General features: G+C 61.3%; 20 protein-coding genes and 3 pseudogenes. 6 read left to right on the top strand and 17 right to left on the bottom strand.

Translation table 11 applies throughout. The features are described 5' to 3' along the window. Positions 1–386: 386 nt before the first annotated feature. A complete protein-coding gene (locus YUO_RS0122220) occupies positions 387–1,358 on the top strand; it encodes a Bug family tripartite tricarboxylate transporter substrate binding protein (RefSeq protein WP_035727309.1) in 972 nt (323 codons plus the stop codon). Positions 1,359–1,548: 190 nt separating this feature from the next. Here the strand turns inward: YUO_RS0122220 and YUO_RS0122215 are convergent, their stop codons facing one another. The 6 genes from YUO_RS0122215 to YUO_RS0122185 form a co-directional block, all read right to left on the bottom strand. After that, positions 1,549–3,315 (bottom strand): adenylate/guanylate cyclase domain-containing protein, encoded by a 1,767-nt coding sequence (locus YUO_RS0122215; RefSeq protein ID WP_028349251.1) that lies wholly within the window; start codon positions 3,313–3,315, stop codon positions 1,549–1,551. Positions 3,316–3,966: 651 nt separating this feature from the next. Then, positions 3,967–4,776 (bottom strand): DUF169 domain-containing protein, encoded by an 810-nt coding sequence (locus YUO_RS41375; protein ID WP_083754669.1) that lies wholly within the window; start codon positions 4,774–4,776, stop codon positions 3,967–3,969. Beyond that, a complete protein-coding gene (locus YUO_RS43890; RefSeq protein ID WP_156908722.1) occupies positions 4,773–5,582 on the bottom strand; it encodes a methyltransferase domain-containing protein in 810 nt (269 codons plus the stop codon). The genes YUO_RS41375 and YUO_RS43890 overlap by 4 nt, the downstream gene beginning before the upstream one ends. 24 nt (positions 5,583–5,606) lie before the next feature. Further along, positions 5,607–6,365, bottom strand: a complete 759-nt coding sequence (locus tag YUO_RS0122195) for an ABC transporter permease (RefSeq protein ID WP_028349249.1) — start codon at positions 6,363–6,365, stop codon at positions 5,607–5,609. Beyond that, the gene (locus YUO_RS0122190; protein WP_028349248.1) at positions 6,362–7,111 is read right to left on the bottom strand and encodes an ABC transporter ATP-binding protein; all 750 of its coding nucleotides are present in this window, start codon (positions 7,109–7,111) and stop codon (positions 6,362–6,364) included. The genes YUO_RS0122195 and YUO_RS0122190 overlap by 4 nt, the downstream gene beginning before the upstream one ends. Beyond that, entirely contained in the window at positions 7,112–8,155 is a 1,044-nt protein-coding gene (locus YUO_RS0122185) for an ABC transporter substrate-binding protein (protein WP_051379580.1), read from the bottom strand. Between the two features lie 248 nt (positions 8,156–8,403). Here YUO_RS0122185 and YUO_RS0122180 point away from each other — a divergent pair, with 248 nt between their 5' ends. Continuing rightward, the gene (locus YUO_RS0122180; protein ID WP_235782788.1) at positions 8,404–9,351 is read left to right on the top strand and encodes a LysR family transcriptional regulator; all 948 of its coding nucleotides are present in this window, start codon (positions 8,404–8,406) and stop codon (positions 9,349–9,351) included. A 136-nt stretch (positions 9,352–9,487) separates the two neighbouring features. Here the strand turns inward: YUO_RS0122180 and YUO_RS41365 are convergent. Beyond that, positions 9,488–10,406: pseudogene (locus YUO_RS41365) on the bottom strand (transposase). A gap of 293 nt (positions 10,407–10,699) precedes the next feature. Further along, a complete protein-coding gene (locus YUO_RS0122165) occupies positions 10,700–10,996 on the bottom strand; it encodes a hypothetical protein (protein ID WP_028349245.1) in 297 nt (98 codons plus the stop codon). Between the two features lie 228 nt (positions 10,997–11,224). Between YUO_RS0122165 and YUO_RS41360 the strand changes: the two are divergent. Next, positions 11,225–11,751: pseudogene (locus tag YUO_RS41360) on the top strand (GNAT family N-acetyltransferase). Between the two features lie 316 nt (positions 11,752–12,067). On the opposite strand, the gene YUO_RS44905 reads toward YUO_RS41360, so the two are convergent. The 5 genes from YUO_RS44905 to YUO_RS0122130 all read right to left on the bottom strand — a co-directional run bounded on the left by YUO_RS44905 (position 12,068) and on the right by YUO_RS0122130 (position 16,639). Beyond that, complete coding sequence (locus tag YUO_RS44905; RefSeq protein ID WP_235782787.1) at positions 12,068–12,484, bottom strand: DUF3237 family protein; 417 nt, start codon at positions 12,482–12,484, stop codon at positions 12,068–12,070. A gap of 564 nt (positions 12,485–13,048) precedes the next feature. Next, positions 13,049–13,372, bottom strand: coding sequence for a hypothetical protein (locus YUO_RS0122145; RefSeq protein ID WP_028349243.1), 324 nt, complete (start codon positions 13,370–13,372; stop codon positions 13,049–13,051). Positions 13,373–13,835: 463 nt separating this feature from the next. Continuing rightward, entirely contained in the window at positions 13,836–15,128 is a 1,293-nt protein-coding gene (locus tag YUO_RS0122140; RefSeq protein WP_028349242.1) for a TRAP transporter large permease, read from the bottom strand. 16 nt (positions 15,129–15,144) lie between these two features. Beyond that, the gene (locus YUO_RS0122135; RefSeq protein WP_028349241.1) at positions 15,145–15,639 is read right to left on the bottom strand and encodes a TRAP transporter small permease; all 495 of its coding nucleotides are present in this window, start codon (positions 15,637–15,639) and stop codon (positions 15,145–15,147) included. 10 nt (positions 15,640–15,649) lie between these two features. Continuing rightward, positions 15,650–16,639, bottom strand: coding sequence for a C4-dicarboxylate TRAP transporter substrate-binding protein (locus YUO_RS0122130; protein ID WP_028349240.1), 990 nt, complete (start codon positions 16,637–16,639; stop codon positions 15,650–15,652). A gap of 154 nt (positions 16,640–16,793) precedes the next feature. On the opposite strand from YUO_RS0122130, the gene YUO_RS48960 reads away from it, so the two are divergent. From YUO_RS48960 to YUO_RS44895, 3 genes and pseudogenes are all read left to right on the top strand, one after another. Further along, on the top strand, positions 16,794–17,024 hold the full coding sequence (locus YUO_RS48960) for a helix-turn-helix domain-containing protein (RefSeq protein ID WP_083754668.1): 231 nt from the start codon (positions 16,794–16,796) through the stop codon (positions 17,022–17,024). A 284-nt stretch (positions 17,025–17,308) separates the two neighbouring features. Next, the gene (locus YUO_RS0122120; protein WP_028349239.1) at positions 17,309–18,325 is read left to right on the top strand and encodes an NAD(P)H-dependent flavin oxidoreductase; all 1,017 of its coding nucleotides are present in this window, start codon (positions 17,309–17,311) and stop codon (positions 18,323–18,325) included. A gap of 244 nt (positions 18,326–18,569) precedes the next feature. Then, positions 18,570–18,767 (top strand): annotated as a pseudogene (locus YUO_RS44895) (transposase); the annotation flags it as partial. A 200-nt stretch (positions 18,768–18,967) separates the two neighbouring features. Here the strand turns inward: YUO_RS44895 and YUO_RS0122115 are convergent. The 4 genes from YUO_RS0122115 to YUO_RS0122100 form a co-directional block, all read right to left on the bottom strand. Continuing rightward, positions 18,968–19,762, bottom strand: coding sequence for an inositol monophosphatase family protein (locus YUO_RS0122115; protein WP_028349238.1), 795 nt, complete (start codon positions 19,760–19,762; stop codon positions 18,968–18,970). Positions 19,763–19,987: 225 nt separating this feature from the next. Continuing rightward, positions 19,988–21,103 (bottom strand): tetratricopeptide repeat protein, encoded by a 1,116-nt coding sequence (locus tag YUO_RS0122110; protein ID WP_028349237.1) that lies wholly within the window; start codon positions 21,101–21,103, stop codon positions 19,988–19,990. Positions 21,104–21,112: 9 nt separating this feature from the next. Next, positions 21,113–21,823: a thiamine phosphate synthase gene (locus YUO_RS0122105; protein WP_028349236.1), complete on the bottom strand. Its 711-nt coding sequence runs from the start codon at positions 21,821–21,823 to the stop codon at positions 21,113–21,115. 2 nt (positions 21,824–21,825) lie between these two features. After that, entirely contained in the window at positions 21,826–22,851 is a 1,026-nt protein-coding gene (locus YUO_RS0122100; RefSeq protein ID WP_028349235.1) for a class I fructose-bisphosphate aldolase, read from the bottom strand. Positions 22,852–22,866: the final 15 nt, after the last annotated feature.

The following is a 22,866-nucleotide window of genomic DNA, read 5'->3' as shown; positions in this document are numbered from 1 at the left end:
GGAAATCGAATGGTTATATAGCACGATTGTGGGTCGATGTCCGGCTACGCCCAAGGTCCGAAATGGGTCAACAGCGCCGTTTAGACGTTGGCCAATGACTTCCGCTCTTCCCCGATGAACAGACATTATCAGTGCCGGCCGGCATGTCTCAAAAGTGCCAGTTGCTGACGGTGCAACATGGCTCTTAATTCATGCCTTCCGCCGGTCGTGCAACTGATGTAGCCTGATGACGAGCTGCCGAGCGGGACGTGCCGAAGTCCCTTCTATTATAGCCGCAGCGCTCATGCCGTCGGCAGGCGCGCATCGAAATTAAACCGACATCTGCGTGTGCGGCCTCCCGTGCGGCTCCGCAGGGACTCCGCATGCCAGCAGTTTGGGAGGCCGCAATGAAAGTTCCACGCCGTCAATTCCTGCATCTGGCAGCGGCCGCTGCCACGCTTCCGGTATTATCCCGCTTCGCTAGCGCGCAGAGCTACCCGACGCGACCGGTGCACCTGCTCGAAGGCTTTGGCGCGGGCGGAGCACCTGACATCGTCGCGCGATTGATCGGTCAATCGCTGTCGGAGCGACTTGGACGGTCATTTGTCATCGAGAACCGCAGTGGCGCTACCGGCAACATCGCGACTGAGGCGGTCGTGCGGGCATCCCCGGACGGCTACACGCTGCTGTTGGTTACCGCAACAAATGCGATAAATGCGACCATGCTCAAGCTTAACTTCGACCTCATCCGCGATATCGCGCCGATCGCAGGTATCGTTCGTGTGCCGTTGGTCATGGAGGTCCACCCATCGGTTCCCGCCAAGACAGTCGCGGAGTTCATCGCCTACGCGAAGGCTAATCCCGGCAAGGTCAATATGGCGTCAGCCGGGACCGGATCTACGACCCACTTGGCCGGCGAAATGTTCAAAACGATGGCCGGCGTCGATCTCTTTCACGTGCCTTATCGGGGCGCGCAGGTATTTCCTGCCCTTCTCACCGGCGAAGCGCAGGTCTATTTTGGCCCGCTACTCTCATCGATCGAATATGTCAGGGCCGGCAATTTCCGCGCCCTGGCGGTAACGACGGCGGCGCGCTCGCCAATATTGCCGGACGTTCCAGCTCTGGGCGAAACCTTGCCGGGTTACGAGGCAAGTGCATGGTTCGGTATTGGCGGTCCAAAGCGCACGCCGGAAGAAGTCATCGAAAAGCTGAACAAGGAGGTCAACGTCAGCATCGCCGATCCGAAACTCCAAGCGCGGCTTGCCGATCTGGGCGGCACGGCTCTTGGCGGGTCGCCCGCCGACTTCGCCAAACTGATCTCCGACGAAGTCAAGAAGTGGAGCAGGGTGATTTTGGCGGCCAATATGAAACGGGAGTGAGCAGCAGGGAGCTGCCGCACTGCGGGATTTCGCCGGCCTATGTCGGCTCAGGGTCAAAGGCGCCGTTTTGACCTTCTACCTTTGACCCTCTACCGACGACTTCCCGTCTACCCCAATAAACAGATATTGCTAGTGTCCGTCGGCACGCCTCAAACTGCCAATAACGAACACTCCTGCTCGCCGGGTGCAGTCACTCCGGCAGTCCCGCTTTTCGCAGCCCCTCTTCGTACCTAGCAAGATCTTCCGGTCGGCGAAACGGGATCCGATCCTTGACGTCGGAGATCCGATACGCGGAATCAAGCTCGCGCATGCGGGCCATGGCTCTCTGCGCTCCCTCCAGTCGCCCACCAAGCGCCTGGGATGCAGCGGCCACACGAAATGCGGGCGCGAAATTCGGCGCCTGTGCAATCGCCTTCTCTGCCCATGATGACGCATCGTCATAGCGGCTTGAGCAGAAATGAGCGACCGCGATCCCGTGGTACGTCCCAAAGATGGCCGGATCGCGTGGGTTCTGGCGGATGAAACGCGTAAAGCGTTCGATCGCCAATTCCGGCTCGCCGACATAGATTTTCACCCAACCGCTGGCCCGCCACGCCGATGCTAAGTTCGGATTGAGCGCAAGCGCCCGATCGGTTAGCGCGGCACCCGCGTCGAAGTCGTGGACCAGGTAGGCAAGTGCATAGCCGGCCCTGCAGAGCGCGGTCGCATCGTAGTGGCCCAGCTCCGCCGCACGACGAGCGAGGCGCTGGGCTTCCGCGATCTCTTGCACGCGATTTCCCATCCAGCCATTCTGCTTGCGCGGGCAATAGCACGACGCAGCCATGCCATAAGCTGAGGAAAATTCGGGGTCGAGTTCGATGGCGCTGTAGAATAGACGCAACGCCTCCTCATTAGCCTCCCTGTTAAACCCCCTGGTTCCCCGATGATGGCTCGCTATTCCACGCAGATAGTGGTCGTAGGCATCGAGGCTCCCGGTCATCTTGTGCTTAGCACGCTCGATCTCGGCCCACTCCAACTGCGGCGCGATGGCGCCCACGACGTTCACAGTCGCCCGATCCTGCAGATCGAAGATGTCGTCGAGCGCTCCCTCGAAGCAATCCGCCCACAGATGCGCCCCGGTCGACGCATCGATGAGCTGCGCCGTGATGCGCACCCGGTTCCCCGCCTTGCGCACGCTACCTTCGAGCACGTAGCCAACGCCCAGCTCGCGACCGACCTGCTTCACGTCCACGGCCCGGCCCTTGTAGGTGAAGCTCGAATTGCGCGCGATCACGAACAGCCCACGGAAGCGCGATAGGGCCGTGATGATTTCTTCCACAATGCCGTCGGCGAAGTATTCCTGTTCCGGGTCGCCGCTCATGTTATTGAAGGGCAAGACGGCTATCGACGCCTTATGGGAAACGGTAAGGGCCGCCGCTTTCGCGGCCCCTTCGAGCCGCACTCGATAGACCCAGACCGGCCGCGCGATATTCTTGAGCTGCTGCTCACCTGCGTCCTCGAACGCGAGGTCGAGCTGGCCTTGTGCGTACTCCTTCACGCGACCCGACACGCAGATGCCACCCGGTTCAGCAAAGCCCTCCAGACGCGCCGCGACGTTCACACCATCACCGAAGATGTCACCGCTGTCGATTATGACGTCGCCAACATTGATGCCAATGCGAAACTCGATCCGTTTTTCCTGCGGCACACCGGTGTTGCGCTCGGACATTCCGCGCTGAACCTCAACGGCACAATGCATCGCATCCACTACGCTGCTGAACTCAGCCAGCATGCCGTCGCCGGTGTTCTTGAACACGTGCCCGCGATGTTCGCTGATCTTGGGATCAACAAGGATACGCCGATGTTCCTTCAACTGGATGTGTGTGCCCTCCTCGTCCATGCCGGTCAGCCTGCTGTAGCCAGCGACATCGGCGGCGAGGATGGCCGTGAGCCGTCGCTCTACGTGCTCCCTGGCCATGTATGCCTCCGGGTGGGTAAGGGACATCTTACTCCCCTTCGGGAGCGGGGGCCAGCAGCCGGTTGTGAAACAAGGCCGACGTTGCGGGGCACAGTCGGCTTCGCCGGGCCACGGCGCCAAAGATCGCGATGCCGAGAAGCCGAAACGCCAAATCAAAGGCGATCCAAGCCCGATCGAAGCGGCCACGGCCTTCCCCGCCGGCATGAACCGCTCGCGCCGGGACGGCACGGCCGGCCCTCGCGCGCAATGTCTCTTTCGGGTCAATGGCTACACGAGCGATCCAGCGGCAAGTCCGGCCATTTCGGCTATGCCCCCAAAGCGGAAGTAAATTCAGAGCGATTTCGCTATAGACCGGTGCGGGTTGATGGCGCTATCGCGGACGTGATTCAAGCTTCGAAACCGGAGCCTCAAATCATGCGCTAGCTAATTCGCAATGAACCTTCGTCATTCATTGGATACCTCGTCGGCGCGGCCCAGCAGCGAGAGCGGGGCGGTGAGCCCGAGCGCCGGCAGGAATTCTCCCCCGTGAGTAGGTGACAATCAGACGGCAATATTCCGTTTCGTTGCTTCCGTAGCTCAGCAGGCCGCCGGCCGCGTCGAGCTGGCGATACTGGAAGATCACCGGCGCCGCGTGGCGGACCGTCAGTCGCTTCATTGATGACGGGCAAAACGCTTGGAATCGTCTGTTGCATATGCTGCCACTGCATTGTCGGCGACACGTGCCGCGCGCAGGCGCTCAACGAGCTCGGATACACGGCTCCCCGGGATCGCACAGGTCACCTCGTTATTGGACATGCCGGTACGCACCCGGCTTAGCATACAGCCGACGCTCATGGCGATCTCGCCGCTCTCTTTGGCGATCGGAATGATGTGGCATTGCGGTTTGCCTTCGAAGCGAAGGCTTGGCCACGCGTCATGCAGCAGCATCTGTTGCTTTCCATTCAGCCGCAGCAGGACAATCGATGGCTCGACGGGAACGTCGCGCAGCGGTCCATAAACTACATATTTCGCCGCTTCGCGAACGACCGCGATTTTTGCCACTGCCTCCGTCGTGACCCACCCGGTCTCGCACAGAGCAACGACATCTGCATTGTGGGCGATCTCCGCCATGGACTTAAAGCCATGCGTAAGGCTGTCGACGCTGCAATTGCCGTGGTCCTCCGCCACCGTCGCGAACACGACTTGCGTGCCCTCGATCCAGAACACGCAACTCGCCGCAACGGGTCCCGTCCGGCCATCCGTCGTTGCCGGCGGCAGGGTTCGTTCGATACGGCCGATCCCGGCAGGAAGGTGGTCGATAAAGGCAATGGCAATCGGCGGAACCGCAAGGCCTAACAGGTCCTGCAGATCGAGGTGCCAACTCTCGAAGCGAAGTCTGCGACATGCGCCCCTCCTGATCAGCCCTCCAGTTATGTCCAATCGAACAGTGCAATTCTCCTGCCCGCTGAATGGCTCAGTCACCGGCCATCTTTGCGCGCGGCGAGACTGAGGAACAGGATGGCTCCATAGAACGTGCCGTTCGCGACTCGCCGACGCGCCTCCTGAGCAAAGCCGTCAACGAGCTCCTGACCGATTTCACCAGCATGAGCGGCAGCGCTCGTGCCGCGCGACAGCAGCGTCAACAAAAAGTCGGGGCTCGTCGTCTGTACATAGCCGTGCGGTTCGACCGACTGCACGCTGAATCCGGCTGCGGTGACAAGAGCGGGAAGCCGCCGCATAATGTAGGGTGCATGCATCATGTGACGCATTACCGCGCCTACGGCGGACTGCAACGGATCGCCATCGAACAGGGCGACAGTGATGGTCGCGAAGTCGCCGTCGAAAATCACGAGCTGCCCGCCCGGCCTGAGAACCCGGCGGGCCTCGGCCAGCGCCCCCTCCGGGTCGACCAAATGCGAGTAGACCGTGTGCGCGATAACAAGATCAAAGAAGGCGTCCGCCTGTCCGGTCGCCGCAGCGTCGCCGATCGCGAATGAGACCCCCGGTTCATCGGCGAATGTCTCGCCTGCCATGTCGATGAACACGCAAGACGGGTCGATCCCGACGAGTTGCGCCGGACGGACGTGCTGCATGATAAGCTTCGTCGTCGCGCCGTTTCCGCACCCAATCTCAAGGACACGAGCGCCCGCGGGCAGGGCGATCTGCGCCATATATCGGGCGCAGATGGTCTGCATGGCGGGCTCGGATGCGCGGACATTCAACGATTTGGCGATGGTGTCCAACGCATCACGCGGCTGGTCTCTGATACGGGTGTATAGATCGGTCACAGCGACATCCCCGGCGACCTGCGCTCAGTTCCAGCGCAGCAGATATTTTTCCAGGCGCCCCGCAATAGCGAAGATCAGCAGTACCACTACCAGGATCAGAAGGATCAGTGCGAACATCAGGGCGGCGTTGTAGGTGCTCTGCGCAAACGACAATAGGTAGCCGAGGCCGCGGGTCGCTGCCACGAACTCGCCCACGCAGGCGCCCGTGAAAGCGAAGCCGACCGCGATTTTCAGATTGCCGAGCACCCAGGCCGCGACCGACGGCAGGTAGACGTGCCGCACGAGCGACCAGCGGCTGCCGCCGAGCGTGATGACGCGCTCGACAAGCCTGCGATCCACCTGCCGGATACCATTGAACACTGTGAAGAAGATCAGCACCGCCACGAGAATGAAGGACAGCGCAACCTTGGAGGCGAGCCCGATGCCGAGCCAGATCACGAAAAGCGGGGCAAGGATCACGCGCGGGATGGCATTGAGGACGGACATTACCGGCTCGATTAGCTCCGCGATGGCCGGAACGAGCGCAGCAACGACGCCTAGGATAATACCAACGGCAATGCCGAGCGCGAGACCGCCGAGCGCGGCAGTGAAGGTTGCGTCGAGATGCGGCCAGATGCGGCCGTCCGCGAACAGGTCGACCAACGCCGCTCCAATTCTACTCGGATTCGGCACATACATTGGATTGAGCATGTCGGCGCGACCCGCAGCCTCCCAGACCGCGAGCAGCACGGCTACCGCAGCGAGTTGGCGTAGCCAGGCATAGCGGGGACCGGGAAGCATCATGCCGCCTCCGCCCGGTGATCCACTTCGCGGGAGAGGTCCGCCCAGAGTCGCTCGTAGAGTGGCGCGAAGGCGGGATGCGTGCGCGAATGGATGGGGTCGCGCGGCCGCGGAATCGGCACCGCGTAATGCTGAATGATATGCGCCCGCGGCCCCTGCGACAGCAGACAGACTTCGTCGGAAAGGCTGATTGCCTCTTCCAGATCGTGGGTGACCAGCAGAACGCTGATTCCCTGACCCTCGACCAACGCGACGACGTCTTTCACGATGCGAGCGCCCACGATCGCATCGAGGGAGGCGAACGGCTCGTCCATCAGGATGAGCTCGGGCTTCATCGCCAGCACCTGTGCGAGCGCGACGCGCTTGCGCTGGCCGCCGCTCAGGTGCCGGGGAAAGCGGTCGCCGAAGCCCGCCAGATCCAGCCGCTCGAGCCAGGCTTCCGCCTCGGCGAGCGCCTTGCCGCGCTCCATGCCATTCAAGCTCAGGCCGAGCGCGACGTTGTCGCGGGCCGTCTTCCACGGCAGCAGGGCATCGTCTTGAAAGAGGATGCCGATCTGCGAGCGCGCAAGTTTCGTCTCGATCGTGCCCGAGAGCGGCCGCTGCAAACCGATCACAGCGCGCAAGAGGCTCGACTTGCCCGAACCCGAAGGCCCGACGAGACTCACGAAACGGCCGTCGCCGACGGTGAGGCTCGCGCCTTCGAGGACCGGCTCGCCGCCGTAGGAAATGGTCAGATCGCTGACGCGCATTCAACCCCCGACGATCGTGGTGTCGTGCAGCCCGGCCATGCTCGCCCCCGACCTGATGAGGCCGCCGGCGACCAGGCTCTGCTCGACGCGTTTCGCCGCTTCCAGGTCTATGCCCACCGTTTCGGGGTAGAGCGAATCGCGGTGGCGCCCGAGAATTTCGCTGAACTCCTTGAGGTCGAGCCCGGTGACCATCTCCTTGGGGAAAGCCGCAACCAACTGCTCGCCCGTCATCTGGCGCAGCGCCTTGAGCGCATCCGCGAGCGCCTTGGTCAGCGCGACCATTTCCGGCCTGCGCTGTTCGATTTCCTTGGCGCGCACCGCGACGCCCATGAATTCAAAAGAACCGCCGAGATAGTGCTTGGCGTCTTCAAGGTCCATTGCGTTGACGAGCACGCGCGCGCCCGAGCGCCTCAGCACGGTCAAGGCGGGCTCCTGCACCAGGCCGACGTCGATCTGGTTCTGCCGCAACGCTTCCAGCAGATTGACGCCCATGGTCGCGAACTGCACTTTCTGGGCGTCGGCGCCGGCTTGCTTCAGCAGGTAAAGCGTCAGCGCGTGATCGGCATTGCCGAGCGCGGAGACGCCGACCGTCCTTCCCTCGAGGTCCTTGATTGATTGAATCTGGCTCGCGGTCTTGGGAGCGGTGACAACGGCGAACAGGGGGAGGCGGCCGGTGACCGCAAAGCGCCGGATGTCCGCGCCCACATTGGCATAGGCTTGGAGGGCAACGTCCAAGGCGGTGCCGGCATATTCGACCGCACCGCCGACCAGCGCCTGCATCGCGGCATTGCCGCCGCGAGTATAGACGAGTTGCACATCGAGCCCGTGATTCTTGAAGATACCGGCCGAGCGTGCGACTTCGTACGGCACTCCGCACAGGAGTTGGCTGCAATAGGCGAGCCTGATCTGTTTGCTCTGCGCTTCGGATCGGATGGGTTGGGCCGCCGGGATGACGCTTGCAATCAGAGCAGCGCCCTTGAACAGCGAGCGCCGAGACACGTTGGTACCGGGTACGCGGGCGGTCGTTTCGTCGCAGCAACTCATGAGAGCCTCCACATGTCGCCGGAAGATGCACCCCAGGCGCCAATCCCTTGGCGCGGTAACGGCCGCGGGCCGCTCTTCGTTGCGGCGGCGGTCGCCAGAAGCTTACGCGTGGAGTGCGCACTGGCGGCCAACCATTGAGCGATGCTGTATGGACGATATGGCCGGGATCAGAGCAATGTCCAATGCATAATTTTTCTAGTATCCGATGCCGAGGGAGCATAGATTTCCAAGCTATGGACTTGAGACGTTTGCGAACGTTCGTCGCCGTGGCGGAGCTGGGCACGGTTTCGAAAGCGGCGCTGCGGCTGCGCATTACGCAGCCCGCCCTGTCGCGGCAAATCATGGACCTTCAGCAAGAGCTGGGGCTCAGGCTGTTCGACCGCGTCGGGCGCGGCCTCGTCTTGACCAGGGAAGGCGAGGAGTTTCTTGCGGAATCTCGTGGTGTATTGGCCCATGTCGATGCGCTCGGCGAGCGGGTCGAAGTGCTCAAGCGTGGAGACAGAGGGGTGCTGAAGGTTGCCGCCCCGCCGCACACGATCGAAAGTGTCTTGTCGCCGTTTCTGCCTCGATATGCCGAGCGTTTTCCCAATGTGCACGTGAAACTGTCAGAGGCCCTCGGTCGCGAACAGACCGCCATTCTGGAACGCGGCGAGGTTCACATCGGCATTCGACACGATCAAGGTGATCGACGCTTCGAGAGTCGCGTATTGCCACCAGATGAGGTTTTAGCCGCCTGCGCCCCATCGCTCGAGCTTGGCCATGCCGGCACTATTGATATCGGCCGGCTCGCGTCCCATCCGTTGCTGTTGCTGGACCAGGGTTATTCAATTCGGAGACTGTTTGACGCAGCTTGCCGTCTCACAGATGTCGACCCCAATATCATGCTCGAGAGCCGCGCGCCGCATACTTTGCTCGCGCTCGCGGAGGCCGGGCAAGGGATAGCGATCATTCCATCGCTCCTGCGAACGGATCGCTACACATTGAGAATCGTCCGCGTAACACACCGGCGCAAGCCGATTCGAGAGCGATATGCCATTCAATGGGACAAGCGGCGTCCAATGCCGCCCTATGCCGAGAGCTTTTGCGAGGCGCTCGCCGAGTATATGCGTGAGGTCCTCCCGATCACGCATCCGACTGAAAGCAAGATGGCTGCCGCGCGGAAACAACCTGCTGTACGAAAATCTCGCAGGCAGTGAAGAATCGCCGGTTTGGATCCGCCGGAAAGCTGTAGGCCTACGGTCAATGTCTGGTTGGGGTCGATTCCGTTGAAAAAGGTCGTAAGTAATCGGATGTATTGGCGCAACCATTGAAGCGGCAGAACGCTGTCGTCCGCTATGCGGGCTTGGGGATTTGCATCGGGATTAGCTTGGCCATCTTGCGAAGGTTCTGGGCGGTGGCTGCGAGAATGAACTCGTCGTGCGCGCNGTTTGGGCCTCGTAAACGTAAACGGTCGAGCTTGAGGATGCGCTTGAGGTGCGCGAACAGCATCTCGATCTTCTTGCGGAGCCGGCGCGAGGTGCGTCCTTCCGACGATCTTACGATCTGGCGGGCCATGTCGCGAGCACCCTCATAGATCGAGCGCGGTAGTTCGTCGAGTAGGCGAAGAAAGCTTGGCCCCGTGTGCTCCCGTCCAGCGCGCCGCCGGATCGGAGGGCGACACGAACTTCGGCGTGACTTCGGTCGCCGCTCCGAAAGCGGCATCGTCGAGGACCGCCAGATACTCATCGATTGCTCGGCCGGTGGCCTCCGGTGGAAGTCCCTTATCGCCTTCGATCCCCTTCTGCCGATTGGCATCGGCCTTGATCAGACTCGCATCGACTGCAAATCCTTCACCACCGACCAGTCGCTCCTCGATGCAGCGGCGCAAGACGCTCTCGAACACACGACGGAAGAGATCGCTCTCCCGAAAGCGCCCATGCCTGTTCTTGGAAAACGTCGAGTGATCTGGCACTGCCCCGTCCAGACCTAGCCGGCAGAACCATCGGTAGGCCAAATTGAGGTGGACCTCATCGCACAGGCGCCGCTCCGATCGGATGCTGAAGCAGTAACCGATCAGGAGCATCCGGATCATCAGCTCCGGATCGATCGAAGGCCGACCGATGCTACTGTAGAAGGACGCCAAGTCCCGCCGGACCTCTTCAAGGTCGACAAACCTGTCGATCGACCGTAGCAGGTGGTCGGCGGGGATATGCTTCTCGAGCGAGAACTCATAGAACAACGCAGCCTGTTCGACTTGCCGATGCCCCATCATGATCTTCAGTCCTGCCAACTAAGCAGACTGAATCACTGGTAGCTCTGAGTCGCAACAACTGCCTTTTTCAACAAAATCGGTCAAAACCGGAAATCCTCAGTGCGAGCATGAAACGTCCGCTTTGCGCCAGGAAGCGGCCGGCGCAGACATTGCCTCCGTCAGGTCATTCGGTCTTCAGATTGGCGTCACGCACCACCTTGCCCCACTTCTCCATCTCCAACTTGATGCGCGCCGTAAGGGCCAGTCTTGTCCCAGGCTTGCGCACGTAGCGGATGAGGACCCTTTGCGAACAATTACGCATCGGATTCTATATTCACCAAAACTTCCCCGGCGATGATTTCGGGGTCGCCAAGAATAAGGTCATGCAGGCTTGCTCGAACAAACTCCAGAACTTTGTCGTTCGCCGCAATGGCGCTTTCGCGGTCCTCGAATATCATTACAGCGACACCGACGCCTTCGCCCCCATCCAGTACATAATAAGATCTGAATCCGGGCGATTCCCTCAGTATCCGACCGATGCCGCTTTTGGCGCGGCGAGCGGCATCCGCAACCGAACGAACCTTGGTGTACTTTCGAATGAATATGTACATCGGGCCACCGTGCGTCTCAGTTCCAGCCCCACGCATCAAAGCATATCGGGCAGGCCGCTGCTGGACTAGGGCCTACTTCCGGGATGGGTCATTAGCGCCGGTTTGGCCGTGTGCCGATCACTTCCGATCTACCCCGATAAGCGAACAATTTTCAGAACCGTTCGGCAGGTCGCAAAGGGACATGAACGACTTTGTGTACGCCCCATGGATCAATGTTATCAATTTTGAATGGATAAGAGTTTTAGAATAAGACGAGCCTCTCAAGATGATGCCGGTGAAATCGCCCGGATTCATATCGAAGCTACTCGCGCAGCCTACCGGGATATCTATACAGTCGAGTACCTCAACGGCCTTTCTGTTGAAGACCGTGCTTTCCGCTGGTTTGAAAAGGATAAGGGTCATCTGGCCATTGGCCGCCCGTTCGGTGTGTTCGTGGCATTCGACAACGACGTGATGATTGGTTTTGCGGACGTCGGACCAACTGATGAGAATGGTGTCGCGGAGCTTTACGCGATTTACCTAGATCCCGATTATATTGGGAAAGGCGCGGCAAGGCTCTCTTGGAGGCGTGCGCTGACTACGCTACCAGCAATGGTTTTAAAGCCATGACCGCAACCGTATTAAGCAGAAATTCTTTGGCACGCGCATTTTATGAGCGCACAGGTGCGCGAGCGGTAACAGAGACCGAAAGATTGATAGGAACAGGCGGGACCAAGGAAACGGTCATTTCTTATCTTTGGGCAAGTTTGCGCTAATGGACAGGCCGACCGAAGCTAAACCCCATTCCAACTAATCGTTCGGTGCGCAACTTTTGCTTCGGGTCAGATTCGGAAGTCCGAGCTTGTAACTCGGCAGTCCGCTTTACCCTCAAGAACATCATCAGCCTGGCCTGTCAGGTCCGAAAAGTGCCAAAGGCGGAAGTCGGTCGGCCCTATTCGATCACTTCGTCGATCTGCGCAAGCGGAGATGCCGGCACAGTGAGACTGAGCGCTTTGGCAGCTTTGAGATTGAGGACCAACGCGACTTCGCAGGCTGCTGGACCGGACAGTCATCCTGCCGTCCCCCTTGCTTTCACTGCATGAAGCCTTCGGCGAGGACCTTCCCGGTCGCCAGGCTCGCGGTCCCCACGCCCCAGATCTGTCGCTCATTGACCCAGGCATACTTTTTGGACGCGGTGGAGAGGCGGACGTTTGCGAAGATGTCGAGCACCGGCTCGCCGGATCGCGCCGCGGCCTGGCCGTCACCGGACAACGCGATCCGGTGGCCGTCCTCAGTATCGATGATGACGTGCAGGTCCAGCTCGATGCGACCATCGGCGCGTACCCGCAGATAGTCGACGCCGTGCGCGTGTCCCGCGAGGCGGCCCTCGTACTGCCCATCGACCGCAAGGTCAAATCGAGCTCCGTGTAGTGGAATCGCTTCCTCGCCGGAAAGGATTGCGTCCATGCTCACGCCGTAGTCGGTGACTCCAGTGATGTTGAGTTCCATGTCGTAAATCTTCTCGCCCCTCATTGCTGCATTTTGAGTCATTGGTAACTCCTGTTGTTTGGCCGGATCGCCGACATCCAGTCGAACGGGTGACCACCAAGACGACATGTTCGTGATAAATTATTTTCGCTGGATATGCGGGGCGATAAGGGGTGACGGTCTAGCGCTGAGCGAGCGCGGAAAAACTGTCTCATGTGGGTAGATCGCGTCATCTTGGTGTCGGCCGACTACTTCCGGCCTTCCCCCAACTGCGAACATCACGCATCGGGACAACCACTTCCGAAAGGTGCCAACTGCAGACTCATGCACCGCAGCAATATAGCGCTGGTTGTTTGCAAACAGACTTTTGTCGACATCGTATATCTGTTTCGCGGCACAATGCGTCGTGTAACCGGTCTTGTCGCGCATGAACGGATTGATATCTCGGAGCGCATTTTGAATCTTTCAGACGTTTAGTAGTGGACAATGAGCATTCTCAATTGAGGGTGAGGTGCGAGCTGTTTGTGACGGCTGACGCGCGACAGATCAGCGGCGCTGACGCCGACACCTCGCACCGTCGGCCTGTCAGGGAACGGACCGGGACGGGTCGGATGTCGGCGTGCGTGCAAGTTTGCGCGCCGCCGCCCAGGCGGAAAGCGGCGTGATCACGGCAAAGAGCAGCCAAACTGGAGCGACGATGAAAATTGCAACGGCTCCTTGGCCGCAGTTTGACCAGTCACACCCCCACCAAAACATGGCCGGGAAAAGGAGGACAAGTACGGAAACGGCCGCGCAACAGACTAGCCAGGCTCCGCGCGGCCTTTTGGCGAACCACGGCGCCAGCGGAAAGAGGAACGGTGCGAAGAAGAGGAGGTACATGACGCCTCCGAATACATCGAGTGGGGTCATCGGCGTGCTCCTAATGTGGCGCGAAAATGGGCTGCGGCAGCCGGCACGACCCACGCAGCACCCTTGCTGCGTTAGCAGGATACCCTTGGCCCGGCAGCCACTCTACCCCAGCGCTCGCCGCGCGCATGGGCGGCCTTCTGCGGCCCGCTAACATGGGACGCGCGACGAGACCAGTCACAGTTACTGGTGCCGACCCCGCCTTGATCGACGGCTGATAACCAAGGTCTCTGACACCATGCACACGCTCATTACCGCGCAGCGGTTTAGTGCATTATATGTTTTGCGACGTTGAGCATTTTGCGACGCGAAATTCGGCCGCCTAGCGGCAACGTCGACTTCCGAGTTGGGTCATTTTCGGAAGTCGACGCCCGCATCGGCGAGGCCTGCTTTGCCCTCATAAACAGACTTCGCCAGTCTGGCCCGTCAGGTCCGAAAAGGGCCAGAAGCGGCCGTCCGTTCGATCTCATCGCAAATCGGCACCGAAGATCATATCAGGGACCAGCAAGACCACTGAGGGGACAAAGATCAGTATCAAGGTCACCACGGTGACGGCGATCAAGAACGGCGTCGAGTCCCGGGTGTACTCGCTGATAGGACAACGCAGCACCTGGCAGGCGACGAACATGGCGGCGCCGACGGGCGGCGTGTAGTTTCCGATCGTGGCAGCGATAATGAACACGAGCCCGAAATGGACCGGATCAATCCCGTACTTCGTCACCAGCGGAAGGAAGATGGGCGTCAGCATGATGATGAGCACCGAGCCTTCCATGAAGGTGCCGGCGATCAGGATAAAGAGCACGATGAGCATCATTACAACGTGCGCGTTTTCCGTCATACCCAGCATCCAATCCGAAATCACCTCGGGTATTCGCTCAAACACGATGCCGTAACCAAAGATCGCCGAGAGCGCGAGCAGGAACATCACGGCCCCGACATCGACCAGGCTGCCTTCGATGGCTTCACGGAAACCCGCGAACGTCAGCATCCGGTAAGCGAAGAACCCCACCGCCACCGCATAGATGACCGCGAAGGCTCCAATCTCCGATGGCGTGAAGATGCCGTAACGCAATCCCGCCAACAGCATGATGGGAAACAGGATCGCCCAGATGCCACCCCACGACGCCAGCAGGATTTCACGCGCAGTCGCCCGCGTCTCGCGTTCCGGCCCGTAGCCGCGGCGGCGGGCGGTGATGGCTATCGCAACGGCGAGAGCTGCCCACAGCATGAGGCCCGGAATAATGCCGGCGGCAAACAGCCGTCCGATCGAGACCTGGCCGACTGTGCCATACAGTATGAAACCAATCCCGGGGGGAATGATTGGCGCCAGCAGAGAACCGTACGAAATCGCGCCGGCCGCATAGCCGCGGGCATAGCCGCGCTTGAGCATCTGCAAACCGATGATGCGGGCATTCATGGCGGCGTCGGCAATCGAGGATCCCGTCACCCCGCTCATCAGCGTTGAGAGTGCAATAGAGGTCTGCGCCAGACTGCCGTGCATTCTTCCTGTCAGTACCGTGGCCAGCTTGAGCAGGTTGGTCGTGATGCCGGAGTTGTTGAGAAAATTGCCGGCGAGGATAAACAGCGGAACCGCAAGCAGCGCGAAATTCTGCGTCTCGGTTACCGTTACCTGTATCGGGATTGTTGCCGGCAGTTCCGGATGCTGGATGAAGAACAGCGCGCCGGCAATTCCAATCGCGAAGGCAACTGGCATTCCGATCAGCATCAGTACCGTGAACGCAATGATTACGATCAACATGGCTATGCGCGTCGGATCATATGACGTCGACGGCGCGATATTCGCCGCGCTCGCCCCGGAGTTCTCCGCGGACCTTGAGCGCGGTTGTCACGATCAGCAGCGCCGCGCCAACCGGCAAGCTCATTGTGACCCAGGAGTAACTGACTTCCGGAATGCCCTGGAAGCTGCGTACCCGACTGATCCACGATAAATAGGCGCCCATCACGAGGAGGTAAGACAGGAACGCGGTGATCAACGCGTAGTTCACCATACGGAGGGCCGTCTGGAGCTTGTCCGGCAGGCGATTGGCGAAAACTTCGATGGCCATCATGCTATTCTTCCGCCAGGCAATGTCGGCGCACAGAAAGCAGGCCCAGGCGAACAGGGCGGTCGAAACATCCGTCGACCAGTTGATCGGATGGCCCAGCATCCGCATGACGCCGCCAAGAAAGATAAGGATTACCATCACGACGAGAAACACGGAGGCGATCCATGCCTCGGCGGCGCATACACGCTGGTAGATTTTCTGCATTCAGCGGAACCTACTTGCCGATTTCCTTATGCACCGCGTTCTTGGCGTCGGTGATCTTCAGGACCTCGAACGCTTTGTCGCCGGCCTTCCGGAAAGCGGCGAGATCGACATCCTTGTTGATCGTCATGCCGCGAGACTTCAATTGCTGCTCGACTTCGGCCTCCAGCCTCAAGATCTGACGCGATGTCTCCTCTCCGGCTCGATCGGCCTCTTCCACCAGCGCGTCCTGATACTCCTTCGGCAGGCTGTTGAACCACTTGGCGCTGACGACTTCGAAGTTGACCAGCATGATGTGCCTTGTCTCATTCGCGACTTTAAGCACCTCGTAGAAGCGGCCACCCGGAATGTTATTGTAAACCAGCTCGACACCATCGATCGCCCGCTGCTGCAGTCCCGGGTACATCTCGCCGAATGCCATCGCTACCGGCACGGCGCCAAGCGCGCGTATCGACTCTTGCCAAATTGGCGCCGGCGGCGTCCGGATGCGCAGGCCCTTCAGATCTTCCGGCGTCTTTATCGGCTTGTTCGTAAAGAAATGTCGATAGCCTTGCACCCAGTTGAAAGACACCACCTTGAGCCCGAACTTGGTCGCGAGTTCTTCCTGCCATTTTGCGACGGTCGGCGCTTTGCGCAGCTTGGCAACCTCTTCCAGCGTCTCGACGAAATAAGGTCCGTTCATCACGGCGATGCCGGGAACGTAGTTTCCCATCCGCGCGGCGTCGGTATTCTGGCCGATATTGGCTCCCTGCCTGATCTGCTCGATGATGTCTTCCTCGAGACCCAGTTGCGCGGAATGGAAGACATCGATCTTGAGACCGCCATTGGTGCGCTGCTCGACGGCTTTGGCCCACTTCAGGAAGCCGTCGTGGTATGGCTCCTTCGGGCCAAGCACGTGATTGAATTTTAGCGTGAATGTTTTTGGTGCCTGAGCCAAAACATTCGAACAGTCGAGCGCCCATAGGCCGAGCGCAGCACACGTGATTACAGCCAAATTCTTCATCACATCCTCCCTGCGGCTTCGTGCCGGCGTGCCGCCCCGTGCCTCCCGTCTTTTTCTTGCGGCGGCCATTCTGACGATGGTTTGCCGCCGAGGCCGATGCTAAACCAAATGAAACCAGGTTGACCTTTGCTTTCTCATACAGTGAAACAGCGCGGTGACCATCGCGAGGGTAAATTCCGCCAATGCGAAGTCCGTTCCACGGCTGGTCAATGCTCCGAGAAAGATACGGACCAGAGTATTGTCCGCGGCCGAAGAGCCGCCGCCGGGGGGAACTCATCAGTCACTTGAGCGTGGATTGCAGGTGCTCGAGACGATCGCGGCGACCGGTTCGCTGATCAGCCTCGGGGAAGCGTCACGTCGCACCGGCTTGCATCGCAGCGAATGACGCGATGTGCGGCATCCGACTTGTGCATTGCAACCATGGGCCGTTAATGCACTTCTCCTTGCCTGGCCACTTCGCTCAGGACGGTTTGAACCCTAGCCTCTGCCGGGATACTGCAATGAACTTCAACGGCAGCGTGGTCCCTTGGCCCGTTGCTGAATGCCTCTTCCCACTGAGAGGGATGGGGTTTTGCAGCGCCCGAACCCGCAACCAACATAGTGCTGACCTCCTCCCTCGGTAGTTGTCTGAAGCGGGGGGCGGCGCGAAAGGGTATGCAGGAGTGAGACATGCTTCGCACGCCACTTTGTCAGGTGCTCGGCATCGAAGCACCCATCCTCGCCGCACCAATGGGCTTCATCACCGGTCCCGAGCTCGCCGCAGCAATCAGCAATTCTGGTGGACTCGGCATTATCTCGTTCAGTGGCAGTCCGCCGCCCGTGCTCCGCAAGGAGATTCGCCGCCTCCGCTCGCTCACAAGCAGGCCGTTCGGGGTCGGCGTGCTCCTCAGCGGGCCGCATTTATCATTCCCGGTGCAGGCTGTGGTTGAGGTTTGTCTGGAGGAGCGCGTCCCGGTGCTCGAGACCTTCTGGGGCGATCCAACGCCTTATGTCTCGCAAGCACACGCGGCCGGCGTGAAAGTCATCGATCAGGTCGGGTCCGTGGCCGATGCGAAAAGGGCGGTACGTGCTGGGGTCGATGCCATCGTTGCGCAGGGCGTAGAAGCAGGTGGACACGTCGCCGGCGAGGTCACCACTATGGCGCTTGTGCCGCGTGTTGTTGACGCCGTGGCACCTCTTCCAGTGGTCGCGGCCGGCGGCATTGGCGATGCGCGGGGACTGGTGGCCGCCCTAGCGCTCGGCGCGCAGGGCGTGATGATCGGCACCCGGCTGATCGCAACACCTGAAGCGTATGCCCATCCTGTTTACAAACAGAAGATCCTCGACGCGACCGAAGATCAGACGGTCCGTACCACGCTTTTCGGCTATGGCTGGCCGAACGCGCCACATCGAACATTGCGCACGCCCTTCGTGGAACGCTGGCTGCCGGAGGAAACCCGTGGCAGCGAGCAGCGCTCCGATGAACCGCGCATTGGAGAGACTAAGATCGGAGGTCAGCCGGTCCCCCTCTTGCGTTTCATGGGATTTCCGCCAACGCCAGACGCTTCCGGCGACCTCGAGTCGATGGACTTTCTTGCGGGACAGAGCGTCGGCTTGGTGCAGGCGATGAAGCCTGCGGCAGATGTGGTCCACGAACTTATTGAAGCTGCCTGCCGGTTGATCGCGCAGCTTGCCGAAAATCGTTGAACGCCACCAAGACCGGAACAGTCAACTACCGGCGAAGAGATGATGCGGCGCAAGGAGGGGACCGAGCCAAGTTCCGGGTTGGGTCAATCGCTACACGGGCAACCCAGCGGCAAGTCCGGCCATGTCGGCTATGCCTCCGAAAGCGGAAGTAAATTCAGAGCATTGGCGGAGTCGCTAGGGACCGGTGCGGATTGATGGCGCTACCCTGGACGTCATTCAAGCTTCGAAACCGAAGCCTCGAATCATGCGCTACGAATTCAGCGAACATGAGTGGACCGCCATTAAGCCGATGTTACCGAACAAGCCGCGCGGCGTTCGGCGAGTAGATGACCGCCGCGTGCTCGATGGCCTCGTTTGGGTCCTGCGTTCAGGTGCGCCATGGCGCGACCTGCCCGCGACCTATTGTCCCCGCACGACTTGTTACAATCGCTACCTTCGGTGGATGATGGTCTTGTCTCGCTGATTTGCCCGACGTGTCAAATGTCTACTTCGGCACTCGACGAGTGCCGGCTACTGTGCATGGGGTTGTTTTCAATATTTTGGCTGGGGGCGCCGAGGCTCGTCCGAGTGCTTCCGCCGCCTCTGGAAGGCTGCATCACCCGATCGCGGATGAAGCGACGCGCGTGGCTTGGAACCGTCGCCCTATTTTCCCAGCGGCTTCAGTATCTTCACCAGTTCTCCGTGCACGAACTCGTTGCCGCAGACCACGTGCCCGGTCTTCAGCGCGTCGTCATTGCCCTCGATCCCTGAGATCGTGCCGCCTGCTTCCCGCACCATGATCTGCCCCGCTGCGATATCCCACGGCGACAGGTTACGTTCCCAGTAGCCGTCGAGGCGGCCGGCAGCGACGAAGGCGAGGTCGAGCGAGGCGGCGCCGAAGCGGCGGAAGCCGGCGACCTTGTTTTGCAGCGCGGCCATTTCCTTCAGCGCCAGCGCATGGTCGCCACGGCCGATATGCGGCAGGCCGCAGGCGACCACGCATTCGTTGAGCTGGCGGCGGCCGGCGACGCGCAGCCGCTGGTCGTTGAGGAACGCGCCCTTGCCGCGCTCGGCGATGTAGAGCTCGTCATTGGCGGGATTATAGATCACGCCGGCAATGATGGTGCCCTCGCGCGCCAGCCCGATCGAGATCGCGAATTGCGGAATGCCGTGCAGGAAGTTGGTGGTGCCGTCGAGCGGATCGACGATCCAGGTGTGGGTCTTGTCGGCGCCTTCGCGCGTGCCGCCTTCCTCGCCGATGAAACCGTAGCCGGGGCGTGCCTTGGCGAGGTCCTCGTACAGCATTTCCTCGGCGCGCTTGTCGGCCTTGGTGACGAAGTTCGCCGGCCCCTTCAGCGACACCTGCAGATGCTCGATCTCGCCGAGGTCGCGCTTGAGGCTGCGGCCGGCGCGACGCGCGGCTTTCACCATGACGTTGATAAGGGCGGAGTAGAGCATGATGAACAGGTTTCGTTGGCGCGATGATCGTAAGTGGCGGACTGAGTCTTGTTCCGTCATCCCCGCACAACGGCTACGCCGTTATTGCTGGGGAGCGCGGGACGCGCGTCTTAAAGGACAACGGCCACCGGCGGGTCGTTCATCCTTCGAGGCTCGCATGTCGCGAGCACTCTAGGGATGACGGGAGAGGCATGGGTGCCCTCTGGAGCCGCCGCCGTCAAGGCGTCATTTACTGGCGGTACCGATCCATTTTTTCGCGGCTTCCTGGGCCTTGGCGCGTTCTTCGGGACTGATCTCGGAGAACCTTTCGTCCAGCTCGGGGTCGCCCTTGCCGGCGGTCTTGGCGACAATGTGCCACTTGAAGCCCTCGATCTTGTCCATCGGCGCGCCCTGTCCGGTGACCAGCACGCGGGCGAGCCGGTTCTGCGCGATCGGCGAGTTCTGCCGTGCCGCCTTGCGCAGCAGCGCGACCGCCGCGGCCTGGTTCTTCGGCGTGCCGGTGCCGTTGTAGAGCGCAATCGCATATTCGACCTCGGCGTCGACATTGTCGGCCAGCGATGCCGCTTGCAGCAGCCGCACAGCCTTGTCGATGTCCTTCGGCACGCCGGTCCCTTCCTTGTAGAAGGTAGCTAACGCGTATTGTGCTTCCGGACTGCCTGCGTCGGCTGCGACGCGCAGCAGTTCGGCGGCGCGCCGGACGTCCTGCGGCAGCGTGTTGCCGTCGAGGTAGAGCAGCGCCAGATTGTAGGCCGCCTTCGGGTTGCCGAGCTTGGCCGCGGAGGCCAGGAGCTTGACGGCCTGTTCCCGATTGGTCGGCCCGCCGCGGCCGGACAGCCGCATCATGGCGAGCGCGAACATGGCCTCGCGGTCGCCGGCATCGGCCGCACGCTGGTACCAATCGGCGGCCTTCGCATAGTCGCGCTTGATGCCGAGCCCGTTGGCGTAGAGTTCGCCCAGCATCGTCATCGCCTTTGGGTCGCCGTTATATTGCGCGCGCGTCGTCGCGAGATCGAACGCCGTCTTGTACATGCCGCGCTGATAGGCGCCGTAGACGAGATCGACGTTGGGATCCTCGAAGGCCGTCGTCGGCGAGGGGGCCGGCGTGGCCGTTGCCGCCGGTTTGGGCGCTGCCGCCGGCTTCGGCGGCGCGGCGGGAGGCTGCTTCGCAGCGGGCGGCGCTTTTGGCTTGGGCGGCGCTTCCTTTTTCGCCGGCGGCGGGCTGGCGGGCGGCTGCCCGGCAGGCGGCTGTGCGGCAGGCGGTGTCAGCGAGACCTGCGCGGAGGCGCCGGCCATCGTCATCACGAGGCCCGCAAGCAGCGATATGGGACGCAGGAGTTTCATTGTCCGGCGTTATCCGTGCCCGGCCGTATCCGTGCCGGGCTTATCGGTACCAGCTTTGGCTTTTCCGAACGCGGCTTCGTACGCTTGCGCGATTGCCTGTGCGGCATCGATCAGCGCCGCCTTGGCGCCGCGCGGGTCGGCCCAGATGAAATCGCCGACCAGCACGAAATCGGCGCCGGCAGCCGCAAATTCGAAAAGCTCCTCGCGCGAGGCGGCAAAGCCGACGCAGGGCGGCTCGAACAGTTCATCCCACCATTGCAGCCGCTCGGCAATCGCTTCAGTCGAAGGCCGCTGGCCCTTGGCATCGGGCTCGCCGAACAGCACGTAGTCGGCGCCGGCTTCGCCCGCGGCCATCGAATCGTGCCGCGTTGCAAGGCCGCCGATGCCGGCGATGCGGTCCGGCTTCAGCGACGGCCAGGCATCTTCCAGCGCGCCGAGGCCGGTCAGATGCGCACCGTCGGCGCCGGCGCGCGCCACCAGTTCGACATGGCCGTCGAGCAACAGCGCCGCGCCGCTATTCTGGATCGCGGGCGCAAGTGCTTTCACGCGCGCGATCATAGTGCGTTGGTCGGTCTGCTTCAGCCGCAGCAGCACCGCCGCGACGTCGGCCGCGGCCAACAGCTCCGGAAGCTGGTTTGCGAGCTGCGATGGATCGTCCACCTCGGGCGTCGCGAGATAGAGGCGCGGCGCCGGGCGCGGCGGAACGGGTTTGTTGGACAAGTCTAGGCGACCTTCTTTTCCAGGCCGGTGTCCCATTCGCCCTTGCTCGCCAGCGCGTTCATCCGCGCACGGTGTGTGAACGCGCGCTGGCCTGCGGCGACGTTCTCGGCCTTACCCGACCACGCCTTCTGCGGCGCCGCCTGCAGCGCCCGGCCATAGGAGAAGGTCAGCCGCCAGGGCAGGCCGCCGATCCGGTTCATGGCATTCAGATGCGCGGTCGCTTCCTCATCGGATTGTCCGCCGGAGAGGAAGGCGATGCCGGGCACGGCCGCGGGCACGCAGGCTTTCAGCATACGAACGGTCTTCTCCGCGACTTCTTCGACGGAAGCCTGCTTTCCGCACTTCTTGCCTGAAATGGCCATGTTGGGCTTCAGCACCATGCCCTCGAGCTCGACACGCTGGACCCGCAGTTCCTGGAATGTCTTGTTCAGCACACGCTGGGTCACATCGTAGCAGCGCTCGAGATCGTGATCGCCGTCCATCAGCACTTCCGGTTCGACGATCGGCACGATCTGCGCCGCCTGGCACAGTGCGGCGTAGCGCGCCAGCGCATGCGCGTTGACGTGGATCGCCGTCTGTGTGGGGATGCCGCTGCCGATATCGATCACTGCACGCCACTTGGCGAAGCGCGCGCCGCGCTCGTAATATTTTTTCAGGCGCTCGGCGAGCTTGTCGAGGCCGACGGTCACCAGTTCGCCCGGACATTGCGGCAGCGCTTGCGTTCCTTCATCGACCTTGATGCCGGGGATGGCGCCGGACTGCTCGATCAGCTTGACCAGCGGCGTGCCGTCCTTGGCGTTCTGCCAGATAGTTTCGTCGTAGAGGATGACGCCCGAGACGTACTTGCTCATCGCCTCGGTGGAGCGGAACAACATTTCACGGTAGTCGCGGCGATTCTCCTCCGTGGATTCGACCTTGATGGCGTCAAAACGCTTCTTGATCGTGCCCGAGGATTCGTCGGCGGCGAGAATGCCCTTGCCTGGGGTGACCATGGCGAGGGCAACCTTGTTGAGGTCAGCAAGATTCATGGGAACGTTCTCCGA

Source organism: Bradyrhizobium murdochi (assembly GCF_000472965.1).
GTDB lineage: Bacteria > Pseudomonadota > Alphaproteobacteria > Rhizobiales > Xanthobacteraceae > Bradyrhizobium > Bradyrhizobium murdochi.
Note: the sequence above shows the minus strand (reverse complement) of the source record. Positions and strands in the feature narration are given on the sequence as shown.